Origin of the sequence: Rhodanobacter sp. K2T2, from assembly GCF_013408815.1 — a bacterium.
GTDB lineage: Bacteria > Pseudomonadota > Gammaproteobacteria > Xanthomonadales > Rhodanobacteraceae > Rhodanobacter.
This window is the reverse complement of sequence record NZ_JACCCA010000003.1, coordinates 105,213-122,955: the sequence shown is the minus strand read 5'-3', so window position 1 is coordinate 122,955 and position 17,743 is coordinate 105,213. Positions and strand designations below refer to the sequence as shown.

The 17,743-nt window shown below is 65.1% G+C and carries 11 protein-coding genes; 10 read left to right on the top strand and 1 reads right to left on the bottom strand.

Going from position 1 to position 17,743, the window contains the following annotated elements:
* Positions 1–114: 114 nt before the first annotated feature.
* Positions 115–4,233, top strand: a complete 4,119-nt coding sequence (gene hrpA, locus HDE78_RS06230) for an ATP-dependent RNA helicase HrpA (RefSeq protein ID WP_179477675.1) — start codon at positions 115–117, stop codon at positions 4,231–4,233.
* Positions 4,234–4,258: 25 nt separating this feature from the next.
* Here hrpA and HDE78_RS06225 read toward each other — a convergent pair whose 3' ends face one another.
* A complete protein-coding gene (locus tag HDE78_RS06225; protein ID WP_179477674.1) occupies positions 4,259–4,732 on the bottom strand; it encodes a hypothetical protein in 474 nt (157 codons plus the stop codon).
* 197 nt (positions 4,733–4,929) lie between these two features.
* Between HDE78_RS06225 and HDE78_RS06220 the strand changes: the two genes are divergently transcribed.
* The 9 genes from HDE78_RS06220 to tsaB all read left to right on the top strand — a co-directional run bounded on the left by HDE78_RS06220 (position 4,930) and on the right by tsaB (position 17,531).
* Positions 4,930–7,059 (top strand): bifunctional (p)ppGpp synthetase/guanosine-3',5'-bis(diphosphate) 3'-pyrophosphohydrolase, encoded by a 2,130-nt coding sequence (locus HDE78_RS06220; protein ID WP_179477673.1) that lies wholly within the window; start codon positions 4,930–4,932, stop codon positions 7,057–7,059.
* A 2-nt stretch (positions 7,060–7,061) separates the two neighbouring features.
* A complete protein-coding gene (locus HDE78_RS21015; RefSeq protein ID WP_255457672.1) occupies positions 7,062–7,193 on the top strand; it encodes a hypothetical protein in 132 nt (43 codons plus the stop codon).
* A gap of 12 nt (positions 7,194–7,205) precedes the next feature.
* Entirely contained in the window at positions 7,206–8,942 is a 1,737-nt protein-coding gene (locus HDE78_RS06215) for a tetratricopeptide repeat protein (RefSeq protein ID WP_179477672.1), read from the top strand.
* 39 nt (positions 8,943–8,981) lie between these two features.
* The gene (locus tag HDE78_RS06210; RefSeq protein ID WP_179477671.1) at positions 8,982–9,827 is read left to right on the top strand and encodes an NAD-dependent epimerase/dehydratase family protein; all 846 of its coding nucleotides are present in this window, start codon (positions 8,982–8,984) and stop codon (positions 9,825–9,827) included.
* A gap of 133 nt (positions 9,828–9,960) precedes the next feature.
* Positions 9,961–12,318, top strand: a complete 2,358-nt coding sequence (gene mrcB / locus HDE78_RS06205) for a penicillin-binding protein 1B (protein ID WP_179477670.1) — start codon at positions 9,961–9,963, stop codon at positions 12,316–12,318.
* 2 nt (positions 12,319–12,320) lie between these two features.
* Positions 12,321–12,860, top strand: coding sequence for a tetratricopeptide repeat protein (locus HDE78_RS06200; protein ID WP_179477669.1), 540 nt, complete (start codon positions 12,321–12,323; stop codon positions 12,858–12,860).
* A 58-nt stretch (positions 12,861–12,918) separates the two neighbouring features.
* The gene (locus HDE78_RS06195; protein ID WP_179477668.1) at positions 12,919–14,874 is read left to right on the top strand and encodes an ATP-dependent DNA helicase; all 1,956 of its coding nucleotides are present in this window, start codon (positions 12,919–12,921) and stop codon (positions 14,872–14,874) included.
* A gap of 585 nt (positions 14,875–15,459) precedes the next feature.
* Positions 15,460–16,842, top strand: coding sequence for a cell envelope integrity protein CreD (gene creD / locus HDE78_RS06190; RefSeq protein ID WP_179477667.1), 1,383 nt, complete (start codon positions 15,460–15,462; stop codon positions 16,840–16,842).
* Positions 16,839–17,531: a tRNA (adenosine(37)-N6)-threonylcarbamoyltransferase complex dimerization subunit type 1 TsaB gene (tsaB, locus tag HDE78_RS06185; protein WP_179477666.1), complete on the top strand. Its 693-nt coding sequence runs from the start codon at positions 16,839–16,841 to the stop codon at positions 17,529–17,531. The genes creD and tsaB overlap by 4 nt, the downstream gene beginning before the upstream one ends.
* Positions 17,532–17,743 lie beyond the last annotated feature (212 nt).

Genomic DNA, 17,743 nt, shown 5'->3' with positions numbered 1-17,743 from the left:
GTGTTGCTCCTTCCGATGTGAAATCTGTAGTGCTCACATTAGCCGCTGCGAGCGCACGAAGGAAATGAATCGTGCCGATGTCGCCGATAGTCACCGGCTATGATGTGCGGCTTCATGAATAACACCTCCAAGCCACAAGCCAACTCTGCTGCCGATAGCCGCCTGCGCGACCTGCGCCGGGCGCTAGACGGCGCAAGCAGCCGCGATTTCGGCCGGCTGCTGGGACGCTGGCGCGGCCTGTCCCGTCGTCCGGATGATGAAAACAGGCTGGCTTCGCTTGCTGCTGATATCGAAGCGTCTGCGGCAAGGCGTCGCGCCCGTGCGGCGGCCAAGCCGGCGATCACGCTGGACGAGTCGCTGCCGATCACTGCGCGCGCTGACGACATCATCGAACTCATCCGCAAACATCAGGTGGTCGTGATCGCCGGCGAGACCGGCTCGGGCAAAACCACCCAGCTGCCCAAGCTGTGTTTGGCCGCTGGCCGCGGCGAGGCGGGCATGATCGGCTGCACCCAGCCGCGCCGGCTGGCCGCACGATCGGTGGCTCGACGTGTGGCCGAGGAGCTGAACACGCCGCTCGGCGAGATCGTCGGCTTCCAGGTGCGCTTCAACGATCAGGTGTCCGAGCGCAGCCTGATCAAGTTCATGACCGACGGCATTCTGCTGGCCGAAACGCAGGGCGATCCCTGGCTCAGCCACTACGACACCATCATCATCGACGAGGCGCACGAGCGCAGCCTCAACATCGATTTTCTGCTGGGCTATCTGAAGCGGCTGGCGAGAAAGCGTCCCGAACTGAAGATCATCGTCACCTCGGCGACCATCGACACCGCCCGTTTCGCCGAGCATTTCGAGGGTGCACCGATCGTCTCGGTGGAAGGCCGCGCGTTTCCGGTGGAAGTGCGCTGGCGCTCACTCGACCAGATTGGCGCGGCGTCCGAATCTTCGCGCGGCAGCCGGGACATGCAGCAGGGCAGCGCCGAACATATCGCCGCGGTGCTGGATGAAATCAGCCACGACGATCCGCGCGGCGACGTGCTGGTGTTTCTGCCCGGCGAGCGCGAGATCCGCGACGCGCATCTGCTGCTGTCACGTCGGCAGTATCGAGAAACCGAGATTCTGCCGCTGTACGCGCGGCTGTCGGCGGGTGATCAGGATCGCGTGTTCAAACCCGGCAACAAGCGCCGCGTGGTCCTGGCCACCAACGTGGCCGAAACCTCGTTGACGGTGCCGCGCATCCGCTACGTGATCGATACAGGCACAGCGCGAGTCAAGCGTTACAGCCAGCGCAGCCAGCTCGAGCGGCTGCACGTTGAGCCTATCGCCCAGGCGGCGGCCGACCAGCGCAAGGGCCGCTGCGGCCGCGTGTCGGCGGGCATCTGCTACCGGCTTTACGACGAGGCCGACTTCGCCAGCCGGGCCGAATTCGCCGATCCCGAGCTGCTGCGCTCGTCGCTGGCCAACGTGATTCTGCGCATGCTCGCCCTGCAGCTGGGCGAAGTGGAAGACTTCCCGTTTCTCGACGCCCCCGATCCGCGCGTGGTTACCGACGGCTATCGCCGGCTTGCTGAAATTTCGGCCATCGACGAGTCGCGCAAGCTCACTGTCATCGGCCGCATGCTGGCGAAAATTCCGATCGACGTGCAGCTGGCACGCATGCTGGTCGAAGGCGAGAAGCTTGGTTCTCTGCGCGACGTGCTGACCATTGTGAGCTTTCTCAGCGTGCAGGATCCGCGCGAGCGCCCGGCCGATGCGCGCCAGCAGGCCGACGCGGCGCATGCGCTGTTTGCCGATCCCAAGTCCGACTTCGTCGGCGTGCTGAACCTGTGGCGCGCCTATCACGACGTGCACGAAGAGCTCACCCAGTCCAAGCTGCGCGACTGGTGCTCGCGCCACTTTCTCAGTTTTATGCGCATGCGCGAATGGCGCGAGCTGCATCGACAGCTGCTGCTGGTGATGCAGGAGCTAGGCTGGCGGCAAGATGGTGAGGCGAACGCCGATGACGTTGCCGCGCACTCGCCGCGGCAGGAAGCCGGCCAGTCGCAGGGGTCGGGACGCCGTCGACGCGGCCGGCGCGCGCCGGCCGCGGCCGAAAGACCTGCGGCGAAAGTCTTTCAGGCAATGGCGCATCATGGTCCAACCGATGCCGATCAGGACGCCGCCGTGCCAGGTGCCAAGCCGGTCGACAAAGGCGAGGCGCTATTCGAATCGGTGCATCGCAGCCTGCTTGCGGGGCTGCCGACGCAGGTCGGCCACAAGGACGACAAGGGCGTGTATCGCAGCACGCGCGAAAGAAAGTTTCACGTTTTTCCGGGTTCCTCTTTGTCGAAAGTGCCGCCCGCCTGGATTTTTTCCGCGCAGATCCTGGATGTGGGCGGTCGCGTGTGGGGCATGATGAATGCGCGCATCGAACCGCTGTGGATCGAGCAGCAGGCAGCGCATCTGCTGCGCGCCAGCTGCCGCGACGCGCACTGGTCGAAGAAGCGTGGCTGCGTGGTGGCGTACGAACAGGTCAGCCTGTTCGGGCTGGTGCTGGTCGAGAAGCGGCCGGTGACGTTTCAGCTGCAGGATCCGCCGCTGGCGCATGCGATCTTCCTGCGCGAGGCGCTGACCCGCGGCGATATCGACAGTCGGGCGGACTTTGTGCGCGCCAACCAGCGCGTGCTCGAGGAAGCTCTCGGTATCGAGGCGAAGCAGCGTCGTGAGGGTCTGATTCGGCACGAAGACGATCTCGTCGCTTTCTTTGAAGGCAAAATCCCAGAGGAGATCGCCAGCAGCCGTGCGCTCGACGCGTGGTATCGCAAGGCGCGCCCAACCGAACAGGCCGCGCTGCGCTGGTCGCTGGATGATGTGATGGTGGGTGGGCTTGGGCTCGATGCCAGGGCCTTTCCGGCGATGCTGGAGATTCCACCGAAGCGATACCGCCTCGAATACCGCTTCACGCCCGGCGACGAAGCCGATGGCGTCACGCTTCACCTGCCGCTGGCGATGTTGAACGCGCTGCCGACCGCGCGCTGCGAGTGGTTGGTGCCGGGTCTGCTCGGTGAAAAAGTGGCCGAGCTGATCCGCGGCCTGCCCAAACCGCTGCGGCGCAATTTTGTGCCCGCCCCGGATTTTGCGCGTGCGTTTATCGAAGCCGAGTCGCCGCGCGATGAACCGCTGGCGAAAGCGCTGGCGGCATTTCTCAAGCGCGCGACCGGCGTGGAGATCAGTGCTGCTGACTTTGCTGCGGTCGAACTGCCGGCGCATTTCTCGATGCGCTACCGCCTGCACGAAGGCGACGACTCGAAGGGTCGTACCTTGGCGACCAGCCGTGATCTGGTAGCGCTGCGGCGGCAGTGGGAGGGCCAGGCACGCGAGGCATTTTCGCGCAAGACCGATATCGAGCTCACGCGAGAAGAGGTAGCTACCTGGGATTTCGAGGAGATACCGGCGCGCGTGCAGTCCGACGGCGGCCTGATGGCTTTTCCGGCGCTGGTGGATCTGGGCGAAACCGTGGCGCTGCGGGTGTTCGAGCGCAGCGACGAAGCTGCGCAAGCCCATCGACAGGGCGTCATCCGGCTGCTGCGCAATGCGCTGGCCAGCGATGCGAAGCAGGCGCGGCGTCGATTGCCGGTCGGCAACGCGCTGGCGCTGAAATATGCGCCTATGGGAGGTGTCGATGGTCTACGTGAGGATCTGCTGGAGGGCGGCTTCGATGATCTGTTGGCGCGACACGATCTGGACGTCCGAACGGCCGGCGCTTTCGAGGCGTTGCGCACGCAGTGCGCGCGTGAGCTCTTCGCCGCCGGCGTCGAGCGACTGAAGCTGGCCGAGCCGATCATCGAGGCGCAGGCCGAGCTCAGGCCATGGCTGCAGCCGCCGTTGCTGGGCTTCGCCAAGGCCAGCTACGACGACCTGCACGAGCAGCTCGACAGTCTGCTCAGCCCGGGCTTTCTGCGCGAGCTGCTGCTGACGCGGCTGATGCATTTTCCGCGTTATCTGAAAGCGATGCGCCTGCGCGCCGAACGCCTGCAGCAAGATCCGGCAAAGGACCAGCAGCGACTGCTGCAGGTCCTGCCGTATTGGCGCGAATATCTGAAGCATCGCGCCGCGGGGGGCAACGATGTCGACCTTGCGGAACTGCGCTGGCTTATCGAGGAATGGCGCGTGTCGCTTTTTGCGCAAGAGCTTAAAACCGCTGAGCCGGTATCGGCGAAGCGGTTGGCAAAAGTTCTCGCGGCGCTGGACTAAGCGTCCGCTTTTGTCGAACCGAGCTTTAGTTCACGCGTTCCACGTGCACGGTGTCACTGCAGCCGTCGACGAACATCAGCCAGTTGCCCATCAACGATGGCTTGACCTTGGCTGAGGGATTGTTCGCACTCATGCATGACGGCGTTTCATCGCCCACCTGTTTCCAGGTCTGGCCATTGTCGAGCTTGATCGTCTTGCCGCCTGTCCAGCCATCGAAATGTCCGACCACGTGCGCAAAAATCTTGGCGCGCTTGCCCTGGTCGGGATAGAACACGGGCTTGCCCGTCGGCGTGACGACGCGTGTCGTGACCTTGGCATGCGCGCTGAGCCATGCGTCAAGATTCTGCAGCTCCTGCGGCGACAGCTTGTCCAGTCCGGCGGCCTTGAACTCGTCCGCGCTCATGCGCTGCTGCAGGCCGTCGGTCTGCTGTGCGTGTGCGGACAGGCAGCACAGGGCGAGGGCTGCCGATAGAAGGGTGTAGCGCAGGCGAATCATCATGGGATGGATCCTTTGATAGCGAACAAGCGTGGGCGAGACGGGCAGGCCGAAAGCACGACCGATGCGCGATTCTGCGCGGTAACTTACCTTCAAGCCAAGCATTGCCGCTGGACGCGCTGATGCAATGCCAAATGCGGCCGGCGCATCGCATCGGCCAACCGTTAATATGGCTACTCAACTCAAGGACTTATCCTCTCGTGCCGCCAGCCGTCAAACCTTCCAGTCTGCAGCAATGGCGCGATCGCGCCGGCCAGCTGCCGCCCGTGATGGCGGCCGCGCTGGACGCCTGCGCGTCGCAACACTTGCCCGAAGCCGAATGCTGCGACGTGCTGGATTTGCTCGAACTGCTGGGCTGCGATGCGCAGACCCAGGCGGCGGCCCTGTGGTTTGAGCTGGCGCGCGTTTCGCCCGAGGTATGGAAAGCGCAAAGCACCACCTTGCCGGCCGAGCTGAAGCGGCTGGTCGAAGGCCAGCAGGCGGCCGAGCAGGTCTGGGCGCTGCACGCGCAGCACGCGCCGGACAAGGCGACGGAGGGTTTGCGTCGTCTGCTGCTGGCGATCGTGCGCGATCTGCGGGTGGTGTTTGTTTTGCTGGCGCGGCAGCTGGCCCGGATGCGCGCCGCGGTGGATTTGCCGACGGAGCAAAGCGCCGCGCTGGCGCGGCTGACCCGCGATATCCATGCGCCGTTGGCGAATCGTCTCGGCATCTGGCAGCTGAAATGGGAGCTGGAGGATCTGGCCTTCCGCTTCCTGCGGCCCGACGTCTACCGGCGCATCGCCAAGCTGCTCGACGAGCGCCGCGGCGATCGCGAAAAGTTTATTCGTGAGGCGCTGACCGAACTGGGCCAGACGTTGGAGGCCGCCGGCATCCGCGCTGACCTGGCCGGCCGTCCCAAACACATTTACTCGATCTGGAAAAAGATGCAGCGCAAGTCGCTGGATTTTTCCGACCTGTACGACATCCGCGCGGTGCGCATCCTGGTCGACAGCGTGGCCGACTGCTATGCCGCGCTGGGCCTGGTGCACGCGCGCTGGCCGCACTTGCCCGGCGAGTTCGACGACTACATCGCGCGGCCCAAGGCCAACGGCTACCGCTCGCTGCATACGGCCGTGCTCGGGCCATCCGGCAAGACGCTGGAGGTGCAGATACGCACGCACGAAATGCATCACGCCAACGAGCTCGGCGTGGCCGCGCACTGGCGCTACAAGGAGGGCGGCAGCAGCGACGTCGAGTTCGAGGCGAAGATCGCCTGGATGCGCAAGCTGCTCGAACCACGCGGCGAAGACGACAGCGCGCTGGCTGCCGACCTGCACAGCGAGCTGTTGGAAGACCGCGTCTATCTGCTGACGCCCAAAGGCGAGATTTTCGACCTGGCGCACGGCGCGACGGTGCTGGATTTCGCGTACCTCGTGCACACGGAAGTCGGCCATCGCTGCCGCGGCGCCAAGGTCAACGGCCGCATCGTGCCGCTGACGTTTCAGCCGCAGAGCGGCGATCGGGTCGAAATACTCACCACCAAACTGGGCGAGCCCAGCCGCGACTGGCTGTCGCCGCATCACGGCTATCTCACGACGGCGCGGGCGAAGGACAAGGTGCGTGCTTGGTTCCGGCGCATCGCGCACGACGCCAACGTTGCCGTGGGCCGCACGATGTTCGAGCGCGAAATGAAGCGGCTGGCGCTGCCGAGCATGGATATCGCCAAGCTGCCGGCGCACTTTCATCTGAAAAATCACGAGGAGCTGCTGGTCGCGCTGGCGCTCGGCGAACTGCTGCCCGGGCAGATTTCGCGCGTGCTGCAGGAAGCGGCGCAGCCGCCGGCTCCGCCGGTCGCGCCGGCGCCGGCCTACGTCGCGCGGCCGTCGTCTCTCGATCACAGCGCGCTCAGCATCGAGGGCGTTGGCAACCTGCTCACCACGCTGGCGCGCTGCTGCCAACCGCTGCCGGGCGATGCGGTGCGCGGCTTCGTCACCAAGGGTCGCGGCGTGTCGGTGCATCGAGCCGACTGCGCCAGCCTGGCGCGGCTGATGCGCACCGATCCGGATCGGGTCATCGAGGTGAGCTGGGGCAACGCCGCCAATCAAGCCTATGAGATCGATATCGAAGTGCGCGGTTACGACCGTAAAGGTCTGCAGAAGGACGTGACCGGCATCATCAGCAATACCAATGCGCATATCATCGCCTCGTCCAGCCGCCTGTTTGCCCGCACCGGGGAAGTGGAAATGCGCTACACGCTGCGCGTGCGCGACTTCGAACAGCTCTCGACCCTGCTCAGTAAATTGACCGTATTGCCCAATGTGGTCGATGCGCGGCGATTGGGTACGGCCTAGCGATGCCCACCTTGCGTCTTTCCGGGCTCGCCGACGCGGCGCGCCTGAAAGCCCTCGACCCGCAAGCTGAACGCGCGATTTTTCGGGCCGAAGCAGGCCCGTGGCGCGATGCTAAGCTGCCGCCATTCATCTGAAGCCCCAAAACCATGAGCGGACGTCGAGACCAGCACGAAGCCGATCCCCCTCGCCGCACCGAGCCCACGCTCGGCGATATCGATCATCTGGATTCGCCACGTGGCCCGGCCAGCGACGGCCTGCCACAGGTCAAGGTCGAAGCGCGCAGTGCCCGGCCGGGCGGCCCGCCACCACGCTCGCGCAACCGACCCGGCGGCGGCAAGCGCGGCTGGCTGCTTCCGGTGCTGCTGCTCGTGCTTATTGCCGTGATCGCCACGGCGTGGCTCAACCAAGGCTGGCTGCGTGGCAAGCTGCCCAACACCGAACTCAACGATGTGCTGGGCCGCGCGCAGCAGGCGCTGCAGGCTGGCCATCTGGACGGCCAGGACGGCACCAGCGCGCGCGAACTTTTCCAATCCGCCATCGCGCTGCAGCCGGATAACGATCGCGCCACCGACGGCCTGCGCCAGGTCGGGCAGGCCGAGCTGGCGCAGGCCGATGCCGCGCTGCTGGCCGGTCATCTCGACCAGGCCGCGCAGCAGGCCGCCTCCGCCCGCGATCTGCTGGGCGGCGGCAGCGACGTCGACCGGCTCGATGCACAGATCGCGCAGGCGCGCGCGGCGCAGGGTTCGTCGCAAGTGAAGACCGTCGACCTGGTCGATCAGGCCCAGCAGGCGCTGGCCGACGGCAAGCTCGAAGGCCCGCACGGCGCCGGCGCGCTGTACAAGCAGATGCTGCAGGCCGACCCGAACAACGCGGTGGCTGCGCACGGGCTCGATCAGGTCGGTGATGCGCTGGCGGTGCAGGCGCACAAGGCATTCGACGCCAACGACAGTATGACCGCCAACGCGCTGGTCGAAGAACTGGCCGCGCTGCAGCCGAACAGCGGCGCGCTGCCAGCGTTGCGCGCGCAGCAGGCGCAAACGCGCAAGCAGGACGACAGCGCACTCGACACCGAACTCAAGCAGGGCGCCGACGCGTTTCGCGCCGGTCGCATCGTGGGCCAGGGCGACGACACCGCGCTGGCGCATTACAAGGCAGCGCTCGCCATCGACCCGGACAATGCCGAGGCGCACGCGGGACTGGGCAAGGTGGCGCAGGCGCTGACCGTGCAGGCCAGCGCGGCCATCGACGCCGGCGATACCGCACAGGCCACTCAGCTGCTCGATCAGGCCACGGTGCTGGCGCCGAAGTCGGCCGACCTCGCGGCGGCGCGTGCGCGCCTTAACGGCGCAGCGGCGCAGGGCGCATCATCCCAGGCGGGCGATCCGAACAACGCTTCGCCCGACGACGCCGTCGAAGCGTCCGCGCCGGTCGTACTGTCGCCGCAGCAAAGCGCTGCCGTCGCGCGCATGGTGCAGCGCGCGCAGATTGCCGCCGCGCGCGGCGACATCATGCTGCCGCCGGGCAACAGCGCCTACGATCTGTACCGCAACGCGCTGGTGATCGACGGCAGCAACGCGGCCGCGCTGCAGGGTTTGCAGGCGCTGCCGGTGCAGGTTGAAAAACAGTTCAACCAGGCGCTGGCCAACGGCAATCTCGGACAGGCCAGCAATATGCTGGACAACCTTGCCGAGCTGGCACCGGGCGAAGCATCGCAGGGCGCGCTCAGCGATCGCCTGGCCGGCGCATGGCTGGATCAGGCCGAACAGCAGCTGCGCGATGGCGATCGCGTCGGTGCGACGCAGTCGCTCGATCGGGCCCGCAAGCTGTCGCCCAACCAGCCGCGCGTGCTCGATCTAGCCGCGCGCCTGCAGGGCAGTCCGTGAGCCGCGCATGATGCCGGTTTTGAGCCAAAGGAAGTCGCCTTGACCGTATTGGTTCTCGGGGGAAGCAGCCAGATCGGTCATTTTCTGCTGCCGCGCCTACTCGATCGCGGCGAGTTGGTTATCGCGCTGAGCCGGCATCCGCCAGCCAATGCACCGTCATCGGCGCAGTGGCGGCTCGGTCAGCTGCCCTATGCCGTGCCGGCGCTGCCGCCGCTGTCGGCGATCATCAGCTTCGGCCCGTTGCTGGCGCTGGCGCAATGGCTGGCGGACAACCCGCTGATTGGCGCGCCGCGCGTGATCGCCACCAGCTCGATGAGCGCCGAAACCAAGCGCGATTCCAGCGTGCCGGTCGAGCGGGAAATTTCGCGCCAATTGCGTGACGGCGAGACCGCGCTGGCGGCGGCGTGCGCGCGTCACGGTTGCAGTTGGACGGTGCTGCGACCCACGCTGATTTACGGCGCCGGCAAGGACAAGAGCCTGACGCCTATGGCGCACCGGGCGATGCGCTATCGGCTGTTTCCATTGCCGTCCGGTCGCGGCCTGCGCCAGCCGGTGCACGCCGACGATATCGCGCAGGCGGTGATCGCCGCGCTTGATTGCCCGGCCTCGGGCGGGCGCATTCTTTCGATCGGCGGCGGCGAGCGGCTGACTGCGGGCGAAATGTTTGCCCGCGTGCATCGTAGTCTGCCGTGCGCCACGTTGCCGTTGCCGCTGCCAGCGTGGCTGTTGCGGCTGGGTCGCCACGGCTTGCCGCGACTTCGCGGTCCCCTACATCGGCTCGACGCCGATCTGATTGCCGACAACGGCGAACTGCAGCGCCTGCTCGGCATCAATCCGCGACCGTTTCGCCCCGACGCCTCGGTCTGGATGCCGACGCGTCGCTGAGCGCGCAGATTTGAATGTGTAAAGGCCCTTCACGGATTGCCCGCAAATTGCCTGCAAAGCGGCTGCTGCGTTCATGGGCGCGCGAGGATGCAGGCCTTATGATCGGCGCACCTGATTGCCGGATTTTCCCACGTTGGATTTTTTGAATCGTCTTGGCGCGTTCGCGCGCCGCTGCTGGCCCTGGTTGCGGATTCCTGTTTGGGTCGGTATGGGTCTGTTGTTCGGCTTCGTGCTGCCGTATACGCTGATCCTCAACAAGCGCGTGCAGGATCGCTTCAACGATCTGGTGTTCGCCGTGCCCACGCGTGTCTATGCCCGTCCGCTGGCGCTGGCTGTCGGCACGCCGATGACGCCCGCTGCGCTGGAGCTGGAGCTGACCTTTTCCGGCTACAGCCGCGACGGCGGTCAAATCGCCGGCAGCTGGAGTAAGCGGGGGGCCACGTACGTCATTTCCTCGCGCGGCTATGCCGGCCCGGACGGGGGCGAACTGCCCAAGCGCGTGGAGGTGACGCTGGGCAACGGCAGCGTGCAGCAGGTGCGCGACGCCGTTACCAAGGACGCGATTCCGCTGGCGCATCTGGACCCTGCACGTATCGCTACGCTCTACGGAGCCAAGCAGGAAGAACGCCGCTTTGTACAGCTGGCCGACGTGCCGCCGCTACTGCTCAGTGGACTGCAGGCGGTCGAGGATCGCGACTTCAAGCATCACATCGGCATCGATTTCAGCGCGATTGCGCGTGCGATGTTTGCCAATATGCGCGCCGGCCACACGGTGCAGGGTGGCTCGACGCTGACCCAGCAGCTGGTGCGCAACTTGTTTCTCACGCGCGATCAGAACTTCACCCGTAAATTCAACGAAGCGCTGATGTCGCTGCTGCTCGAAGCGCATTACAGCAAGGGCCGCATCCTTGAGGCCTACGTCAACGACGTGTTCCTCGGCCAGCAGGGCGATCAGGCGGTGCACGGTTTTGCCGCGGCGGCGGAGTTCTACTTCGGTCGCCGAATGGAAGATCTGCGCCCGCAGGAAATCGCCCTGCTGGTGGGCATGGTCAAGGGGCCGAGTTATTACGACCCACGCCGTTCGCCCGAGCGCGCGTTGGCGCGGCGCAATCTGGTGATCCAGGAATTCGCCAATACCGGCCTGCTGACGGCGGCGCAAACCAATGCCGCACAGGCCTCGCCGCTGGGAGTGATCAGCGACGGCCAGCTGCCGCACAACCGCTTCCCGGCGTTTATGCAACTAGTGCGCTCGCAGATTACCGCAGACTTCGACGAGCAGTCGTTGCGCGACGGCAACCTGTCGATCTTCACCACGCTCGATCCGACGGCGCAGCTGTATGCCGAGCAGGCGATCACCACTGCGCTGAAAGGTCTGGGCAAGCGCGCGAACGAGGTGCAGGCCGCCGGTGTAGTGACCGATGCGCCTACCGGTAGCGTGCTTGCCGTCGTCGGCAGCCGCACGCCTGGCGAGCAGGGCTTCAATCGCGCCATCGATGCGCGGCGTCCGATCGGTTCGCTGGTCAAGCCCTTCGTCTATCTGGTGGCGCTGACCCAGCCCGATCGCTGGAACCTGGCGACGCTGCTCGACGACAGCCCGGTCAGCCTGCGTCAGCCCGACGGCAGCTACTGGGAGCCGCACAACGACGACAACCAGAGCCACGGGCAGCTGCCGATGGTCGATGCGCTGGCGCATTCGTGGAATCTCGCGACGATCCATCTCGGCCTCGCCGTGGGCCTGCCGCGGATCCAGGCCTTCCTGAAATCGTTCGGACTGGAAAACGTCAGCCCGAGTCCTTCATTGCTGATCGGTGCACTGGATCTCTCGCCGCTGCAGGTGGCGCAGATGTACCAATACCTCGCCGCCGACGGCCACGCGCTGCCGCTGGTGGCGGTGCGCGGTGTGGTCAATGGCAGCGGTCAGACGATCAAGCGCTATCAGGTGCAGACGGGCCAGGGCGAATACCAGGACGCGGTGCGCCTGACCACGTGGGCACTGCAGCAGGTCACCCTGTTCGGCACGGCGCATTCGATCGGCGACTCCGACCTGGCGCGCCTCGATGCGGCCGGCAAAACCGGCACCAGCAACGACATGCGCGACAGCTGGTTCGCCGGCTATACCGGCCAGCATCTGGCGGTGTTCTGGATGGGCCGCGACGACAACAAGCCGACCGTGCTGTTCGGCGCTACCGGTGCCTTGCGCGCCTGGCGCGAGCTGTTCGAGAAGCTGCCGACCAAACCGCTGTCGACCACGCCCGCGCCGGGTCTTGAACTGGCGTGGATCAATCCGGCCGACGGCAAACCGACGTCGTCGTCGTGCCAGGGCGCGCGGCAGTTCGAGGTGGTGGCTGGCTCTCTGCCTGCGGACACCGAGGGCTGTTTCTGGCAAGGTGTGAAAAGCCTGTTCGGCGGTGGCGATCAGCCTGCAGTTGCGGGTAGCGCGCCGCCGCCACCCAACCCCGATACACCGCCCGATAACACGCTCCGGAATTGATCATGCTGCCTGTCACGAAACCCGTTTCCTTTCTGTTGCTGGCATTCGCCGTCGTTTCGCTGGGCGCGTGCAGCTTGTTCGAGCCGCAGCCGACCGTGCCGGCCAAGCCGGCCTATACGCCGCCCGCTTACGATCTGGTCGCCGCGATTCGCGCGGCGGGCGCGCACGAAAAATCGGTGATCGACGTCAACCCGTTGCGCGACGCCGGTGTGGCCGGCCTGCAGGACGCGGCGAAGAGCGACGAACAGGCCGGCCGCTACGCCGACGCTGCGGCCAAGCTCGATCAGGCGCTCAAGCTCAGCCCGAACTCGCCCGATCTGCTGCAGGACCGCGCCGAGATTGCCGTGCGGATGAAGGATTACCCGATGGCCGAAAGGCTGGCGCATCAGTCGTGGTCGCTCGGTCCCAAGCTCGGGCCGCTGTGCGCACGCAACTGGCAGACCGTGGTGGAAATGCGCCTGCAGCAGAACGATCAGGCCGGCGCCGAGACCGCGCGCAAGTGGGTGCAGCAGTGCCACAAGCCGGGCCAGCCGCGCTATTGATGTCACGCATTCGCTGCCGTGGTTTTGACGCATCGCCGCGGCAAGCGATACTGCATGAATGATTGAACACGACGACATCGGCGCCTTGCTCGGCGCCGACGGGCCGTTTGCCCGCGAGTTGCCGAACTTCGTGCCGCGCGAGGCACAGCAGACGATGGCGGTCGCCGTACAGCGGGCGATCACCGGCCGCGACACGCTGATCGCCGAGGCCGGCACCGGCACCGGCAAAACCTATGCGTACCTCGTGCCGGCGCTGCTGTCGGGCGAGCGCGTGATCATTTCCACCGGCACCAAGGCGCTGCAGGATCAGCTGTATTTTCGCGATTTGCCGAAGGTGCGCTCGGTGCTGGGCTCGCGCCTGAAAACGGCACTACTGAAAGGCCGCGCCAATTACCTTTGCCTGTACCGCCTCGACCAGACCGTGCGCGAGGGCGCCACCTTCGACCGCACGCAGGCGTCGCAACTGGCGACCATTCGCGCATGGTCGGCGCGCACGCGCCGCGGCGATCGCATGGAGCTGGCCGAGGTGCCGGAGGAATCGCCGCTGTGGCCGCGCGTCACCTCCACGCCGGAAAACTGCCTCGGTGTCGAGTGTCCGTTCTTCGACGACTGCCATGTGGTGAAGGCGCGACGCGAAGCGCAGGAGGCCGATGTGGTGGTAGTGAATCACCATCTGCTATTCGCCGATCTCGCCTTGAAACAGGAAGGCTTCGGCGAAATCCTGCCTGGCGCCGCGGCCTTCATTCTCGACGAGGCGCATCAGATTCCCGAACTCGCCGGCCAGTTTTTCTCGCAGAGCATCAGCGCGCGCCAGCTCACCGAACTGGCGCAGGATGCGCTGGCCGAATGCAGCGGCATCACCGGCGCGATCGGCCTGTTGCTGGAGCCGGTCGAAGCCCTGCAAAACGCCGTGCGTCAGCTGCGCTTGACGATGGATGCGCTGCCGGCACGTGGCGCGTTTCAGCAGCTGGAAGCTCAGCCGGGTGTCGACGCGGCCCTCGGCGATCTGCGCGATCTGCTCTCCACCCTGGCCGAATTGCTGGCATCGCAGGCCGAGCGCTCGCGCGGCTTCGACAACCTGCACGAGCGCGCGCTGCTGTTGGTCGGTCGACTCGATCGTATCGTCGAAGATCACACCGATCGCGACGTGCGCTGGTATGAGCATTACCCGCGCGGCTTTGTTTTATATGCCACGCCGCTCGATCTGGCCGAACCCATGCGCGGTCTGCGCGAACGCACGCAGGCGGCGTGGATCCATACCTCGGCCACGCTGTCGGTCGCTGGCGACTTCGGTCACTTCGCGCGGCAGATCGGTCTGGACGATCCGCAGACGCTGAGCCTGCAGAGTCCGTTCGATTATGCGCGACAGGCGCTGTGCTATCTGCCGCCGCCGCTGCCCTATCCCAACGCGCGCGGCTACACCGACAAAGTCATCGAGGCGGTGCTGCCGGTGCTGCACGCGTCGAACGGCCGCGCGTTTTTGCTGTTCACCTCGCATCGCGCGCTGCGTCGCGCGGCCGAACTGCTGCAGGACAAATGCCCGTGGCCGCTGTTTGTGCAGGGCACGGCACCGCGTCCGCGCTTGCTGGAAGAATTTCGCGCCAGCGGCCACGGCGTGCTGCTCGGTGCCGCCAGCTTCTGGGAAGGTGTCGATGTGGCCGGCGAGGCGCTTTCCGTGGTGGTGATCGACAAGCTGCCGTTCGCCGCACCTGACGATCCGGTACTGATGGCGCGGTTGCAGGCACTGGAACAATCCGGCATCAATCCCTTCATGGGCTGGCAGGTGCCCAACGCGGTGATCGCACTGAAGCAGGGCGCCGGCCGGCTGATACGCGACGTGCACGATCGCGGCGTACTGGTGCTGTGCGATCCGCGTTTGATCAGCAAAGGATATGGACGTCTGTTTCTGGCCAGCCTGCCGCCGATGCCGCGCACGCGTGAGTTGGCTGATGTGCGGAGTTTCTTTGCTGCAGAGGTGTCTTCGAGGGTCGCTTCTGGTCGTGAGGAAGGCTGATCGACAGTTGTCGTGCTGCTCGGTTGAAGCCGGTTTGTTGGAAATTACTTCCAGAGCAAAAACTTTCTCTTGCGTGGACAAGAGAAAGTAGCCACTGCCCCGCAGGAGCGGCGCGAACAGCGAAGCTGGCCCGAAGTAAAGAGAAGGTCACCCCACTTGGCGCTTGCGGCTGCGCCCGCCAAGTACGTGAGCCGAGGTCTGGCTTTTCGCCAGTACGTCCATGTACTGGCGAAAAGGAATCGACACCCCTGTCGATTCCCCTTGCGGGCCTGGCGACCTCGCCTCACCGCTGCATAGGGGTTTGGTAGATCAACTGCAAAAGCTATGAAAGCTAAGTATTCAAGGCCAAAGCCCTTAGCTCAGAGCAGTTGCGGCACTTATTTTATTTTTACCGCTCACCCTGAGCGTGGACCCGCGGGCCGAAGTCGAAGGGGTGGGGGTGATCAATGGAGTCGCCGTGAATACGCGATGCTTTGTCTTTCGACTTTCGTGCGCCACACAGCCGTCATGCAAAACACCGACGTTGCCTGAAGTACGCCTCCGCCGGCTGTTCTGATCGACGCTCCCCACGTGGAGATCGACACGATGAATGGATGGATGCAAACGGTAACAGCGAAAGTTCTGGGTATCGCCTTGTTGGCACTGCTGATGACGATACCGCTGATGCAGGTGAATGGGCTGGTGAGCGAGCGTCAGCAGCTGCGCGAAAAGGCGATTGCACAAATTGCACAGGGTTGGGGCGGCGAGCAGGTGCTGGGCAGTCCTGTGCTGGTGGTGCCGACGCATGAGGCGTTGCCGGTCGCGAGCGGCAGCCCAGCGCAGTGGCGTGCCGGTACGCAAAGCATGCTGGCCGACAGCACGACGCTGGACGTGGCGATGGCGGTGGAGAAGCGCAGCTACGGCATCTACAGCGCACCGGTGTTCGTTGCCACGGTGCAGATGCATGCGAGCTATCGCGCCGATGATCTGGCGAAACTGCGCCAGGCCGTCGGCACGCCGTGGCAGGGCGGCAAGGCCGAATTGCGTGTACCGATCAGCGATCTGCGCGGCCTGCAACAGGTGACCCATCTGCTGGTCAACGGCAAGCCGGCGCGGTTCGATTCTTCGGCGGAACATCTCGGCGCATGGACCACCATCGTCGTGCCGGTCGATCTGGATTCACTGGCTGGGACAACGGGGCCTCAGGTCACGGATCAGCCGCTGCAGGTCGACATCAGCTTCAAGCTCGCAGGTACGCAATCGCTGCAACTGCTTCCACTGGCGCGCAGCACCGACGTGACGATGCATGCGCCGTGGCGCGATCCCAGCTTTATCGGTGCGGCGCTGCCGCTGGAGCGTCGGGTAGATGCCCACGGTTTCAGCGCACACTGGCATATGCTCGATCTCAACCGCAATTACGGTCAGCACTGGACCGATGGTGCGGCGGACATGACTGGCGCACTGCAGGCCTCCATTTTCGGCGTGCAGCTTTATCAGCCGGTGGATGTTTATCAGCGCAATGAACGGGCGGGCAAATACGGTCTGCTTTTCATTGCGATGACCTTTGTCGCGTTCTTTCTATTCGAAACGTTGAAAAAGCTGCGCGTGCACCCGGTGCAGTATCTGCTGGTCGGCGCTGCTCTGGCGACGTTCTATGTCGTGCTGCTGGCGTTGTCCGAGCAGATAGGTTTTGCAGCGGCCTACGCGTTGGCGGCCAGCGCGGTCGTGCTGATCGTAGGCGGCTACGCTACCGCCGTGCTGCGCGCCGCACGCGCGGGTGCCTTGCTGGCCGCCGTCCTCGGACTTATCTACGTGATGCTGTACGCACTGATCGCCGCAGAGCAGTACGCGCTGCTGATCGGCGCACTGGTGCTGCTGACGATGGTGGCGCTGATGATGTATCTCACCCGCCGCATCGACTGGTACGCACACATTGCCAGCGTATCGGCGCCGACAACACCGCCGCCGGTTATCATGGAGCAGCCATGAACATTCTCGCCATCGAAACCGCTACCGAAGCCTGCTCCGTTGCCTTGATCCATGGGCAGGACATCATCGCGCGCAGCGAAATTGCCCCGCGCCGGCATACCGAACTGGTCTTGCCAATGGCCGATGCCCTGCTGGCCGAGGCTGGCATCGGCCGTCATGCGCTCGATGCCATCGCGGTGGGCCGTGGCCCCGGCGCCTTCACCGGTGTCCGCCTTGGCGTGTCGCTGGCTCAGGGCATGGCGCTGGCGCTCGACCTGCCGGTGATCACCATCTCCTCGCTGGCCGCGCTGGCGCTGGAAGCGCCCGAAGACGAGGACGCCGCCATCCTCGCCGTCATCGATGCCCGCATGGGCGAAATCTACGCGGCCTGCTATCGCCGCGATGACAACGGCGGCCTGGTCGCGCTGGACGACGAACGCGTCTGCACGCCCGAATCCCTGCAGCTGCCCGACGCACCAACCTGGCAAGTCGTCGGCACCGGCTGGGCGACTTACTCCACCCTTCTCAGCGAACGTTTCACCGGCATGCTCCGCTCCGCCGACGGCGCTCGCTACCCGCAGGCCGCGCACGTTGCCGAACTTGCCATGCGCGAGTTCAACGCGGGACACGCTTACACCCCCGAACTCGCGCTGCCCGTCTATCTACGCGACAAGGTCGCGTTGACCTTGGTGGAGCAGGGCAAGGTTTGAGTTGTTTTTGGGCGGGTAAAGGTGGGCAATTAAGAAGAACTTCGAATCCTGAAAATGGGTTTTACAGTGTCAGCCTAGAGCCAGAGATCGACCGTTTCACTTCATGCTTTGGGTTGCGAGCTTTCCTCTGCGCGCAATAACAATCTGCCGTGTACGGCCTTGTATAAGTCGAAGCTATCTTTGGACTCGTGGCTAGTATTCGATAGTATGCC

What these genes read in the sequence shown, in the direction of transcription:
- creD (WP_179477667.1), top strand. Translation starts at nt 15,460, where the DNA reads ATGAATGGATGGATGCAAACGGTAACAGCGAAAGTTCTGGGTATCGCC.
- HDE78_RS06195 (WP_179477668.1), top strand. Translation starts at nt 12,919, where the DNA reads ATGATTGAACACGACGACATCGGCGCCTTGCTCGGCGCCGACGGGCCG.
- HDE78_RS21015 (WP_255457672.1), top strand. Translation starts at nt 7,062, where the DNA reads ATGCCCACCTTGCGTCTTTCCGGGCTCGCCGACGCGGCGCGCCTGAAA.
- HDE78_RS06215 (WP_179477672.1), top strand. Translation starts at nt 7,206, where the DNA reads ATGAGCGGACGTCGAGACCAGCACGAAGCCGATCCCCCTCGCCGCACC.
- tsaB (WP_179477666.1), top strand. Translation starts at nt 16,839, where the DNA reads ATGAACATTCTCGCCATCGAAACCGCTACCGAAGCCTGCTCCGTTGCC.
- HDE78_RS06200 (WP_179477669.1), top strand. Translation starts at nt 12,321, where the DNA reads ATGCTGCCTGTCACGAAACCCGTTTCCTTTCTGTTGCTGGCATTCGCC.
- hrpA (WP_179477675.1), top strand. Translation starts at nt 115, where the DNA reads ATGAATAACACCTCCAAGCCACAAGCCAACTCTGCTGCCGATAGCCGC.
- HDE78_RS06225 (WP_179477674.1), bottom strand. Translation starts at nt 4,732, where the DNA reads ATGATGATTCGCCTGCGCTACACCCTTCTATCGGCAGCCCTCGCCCTG.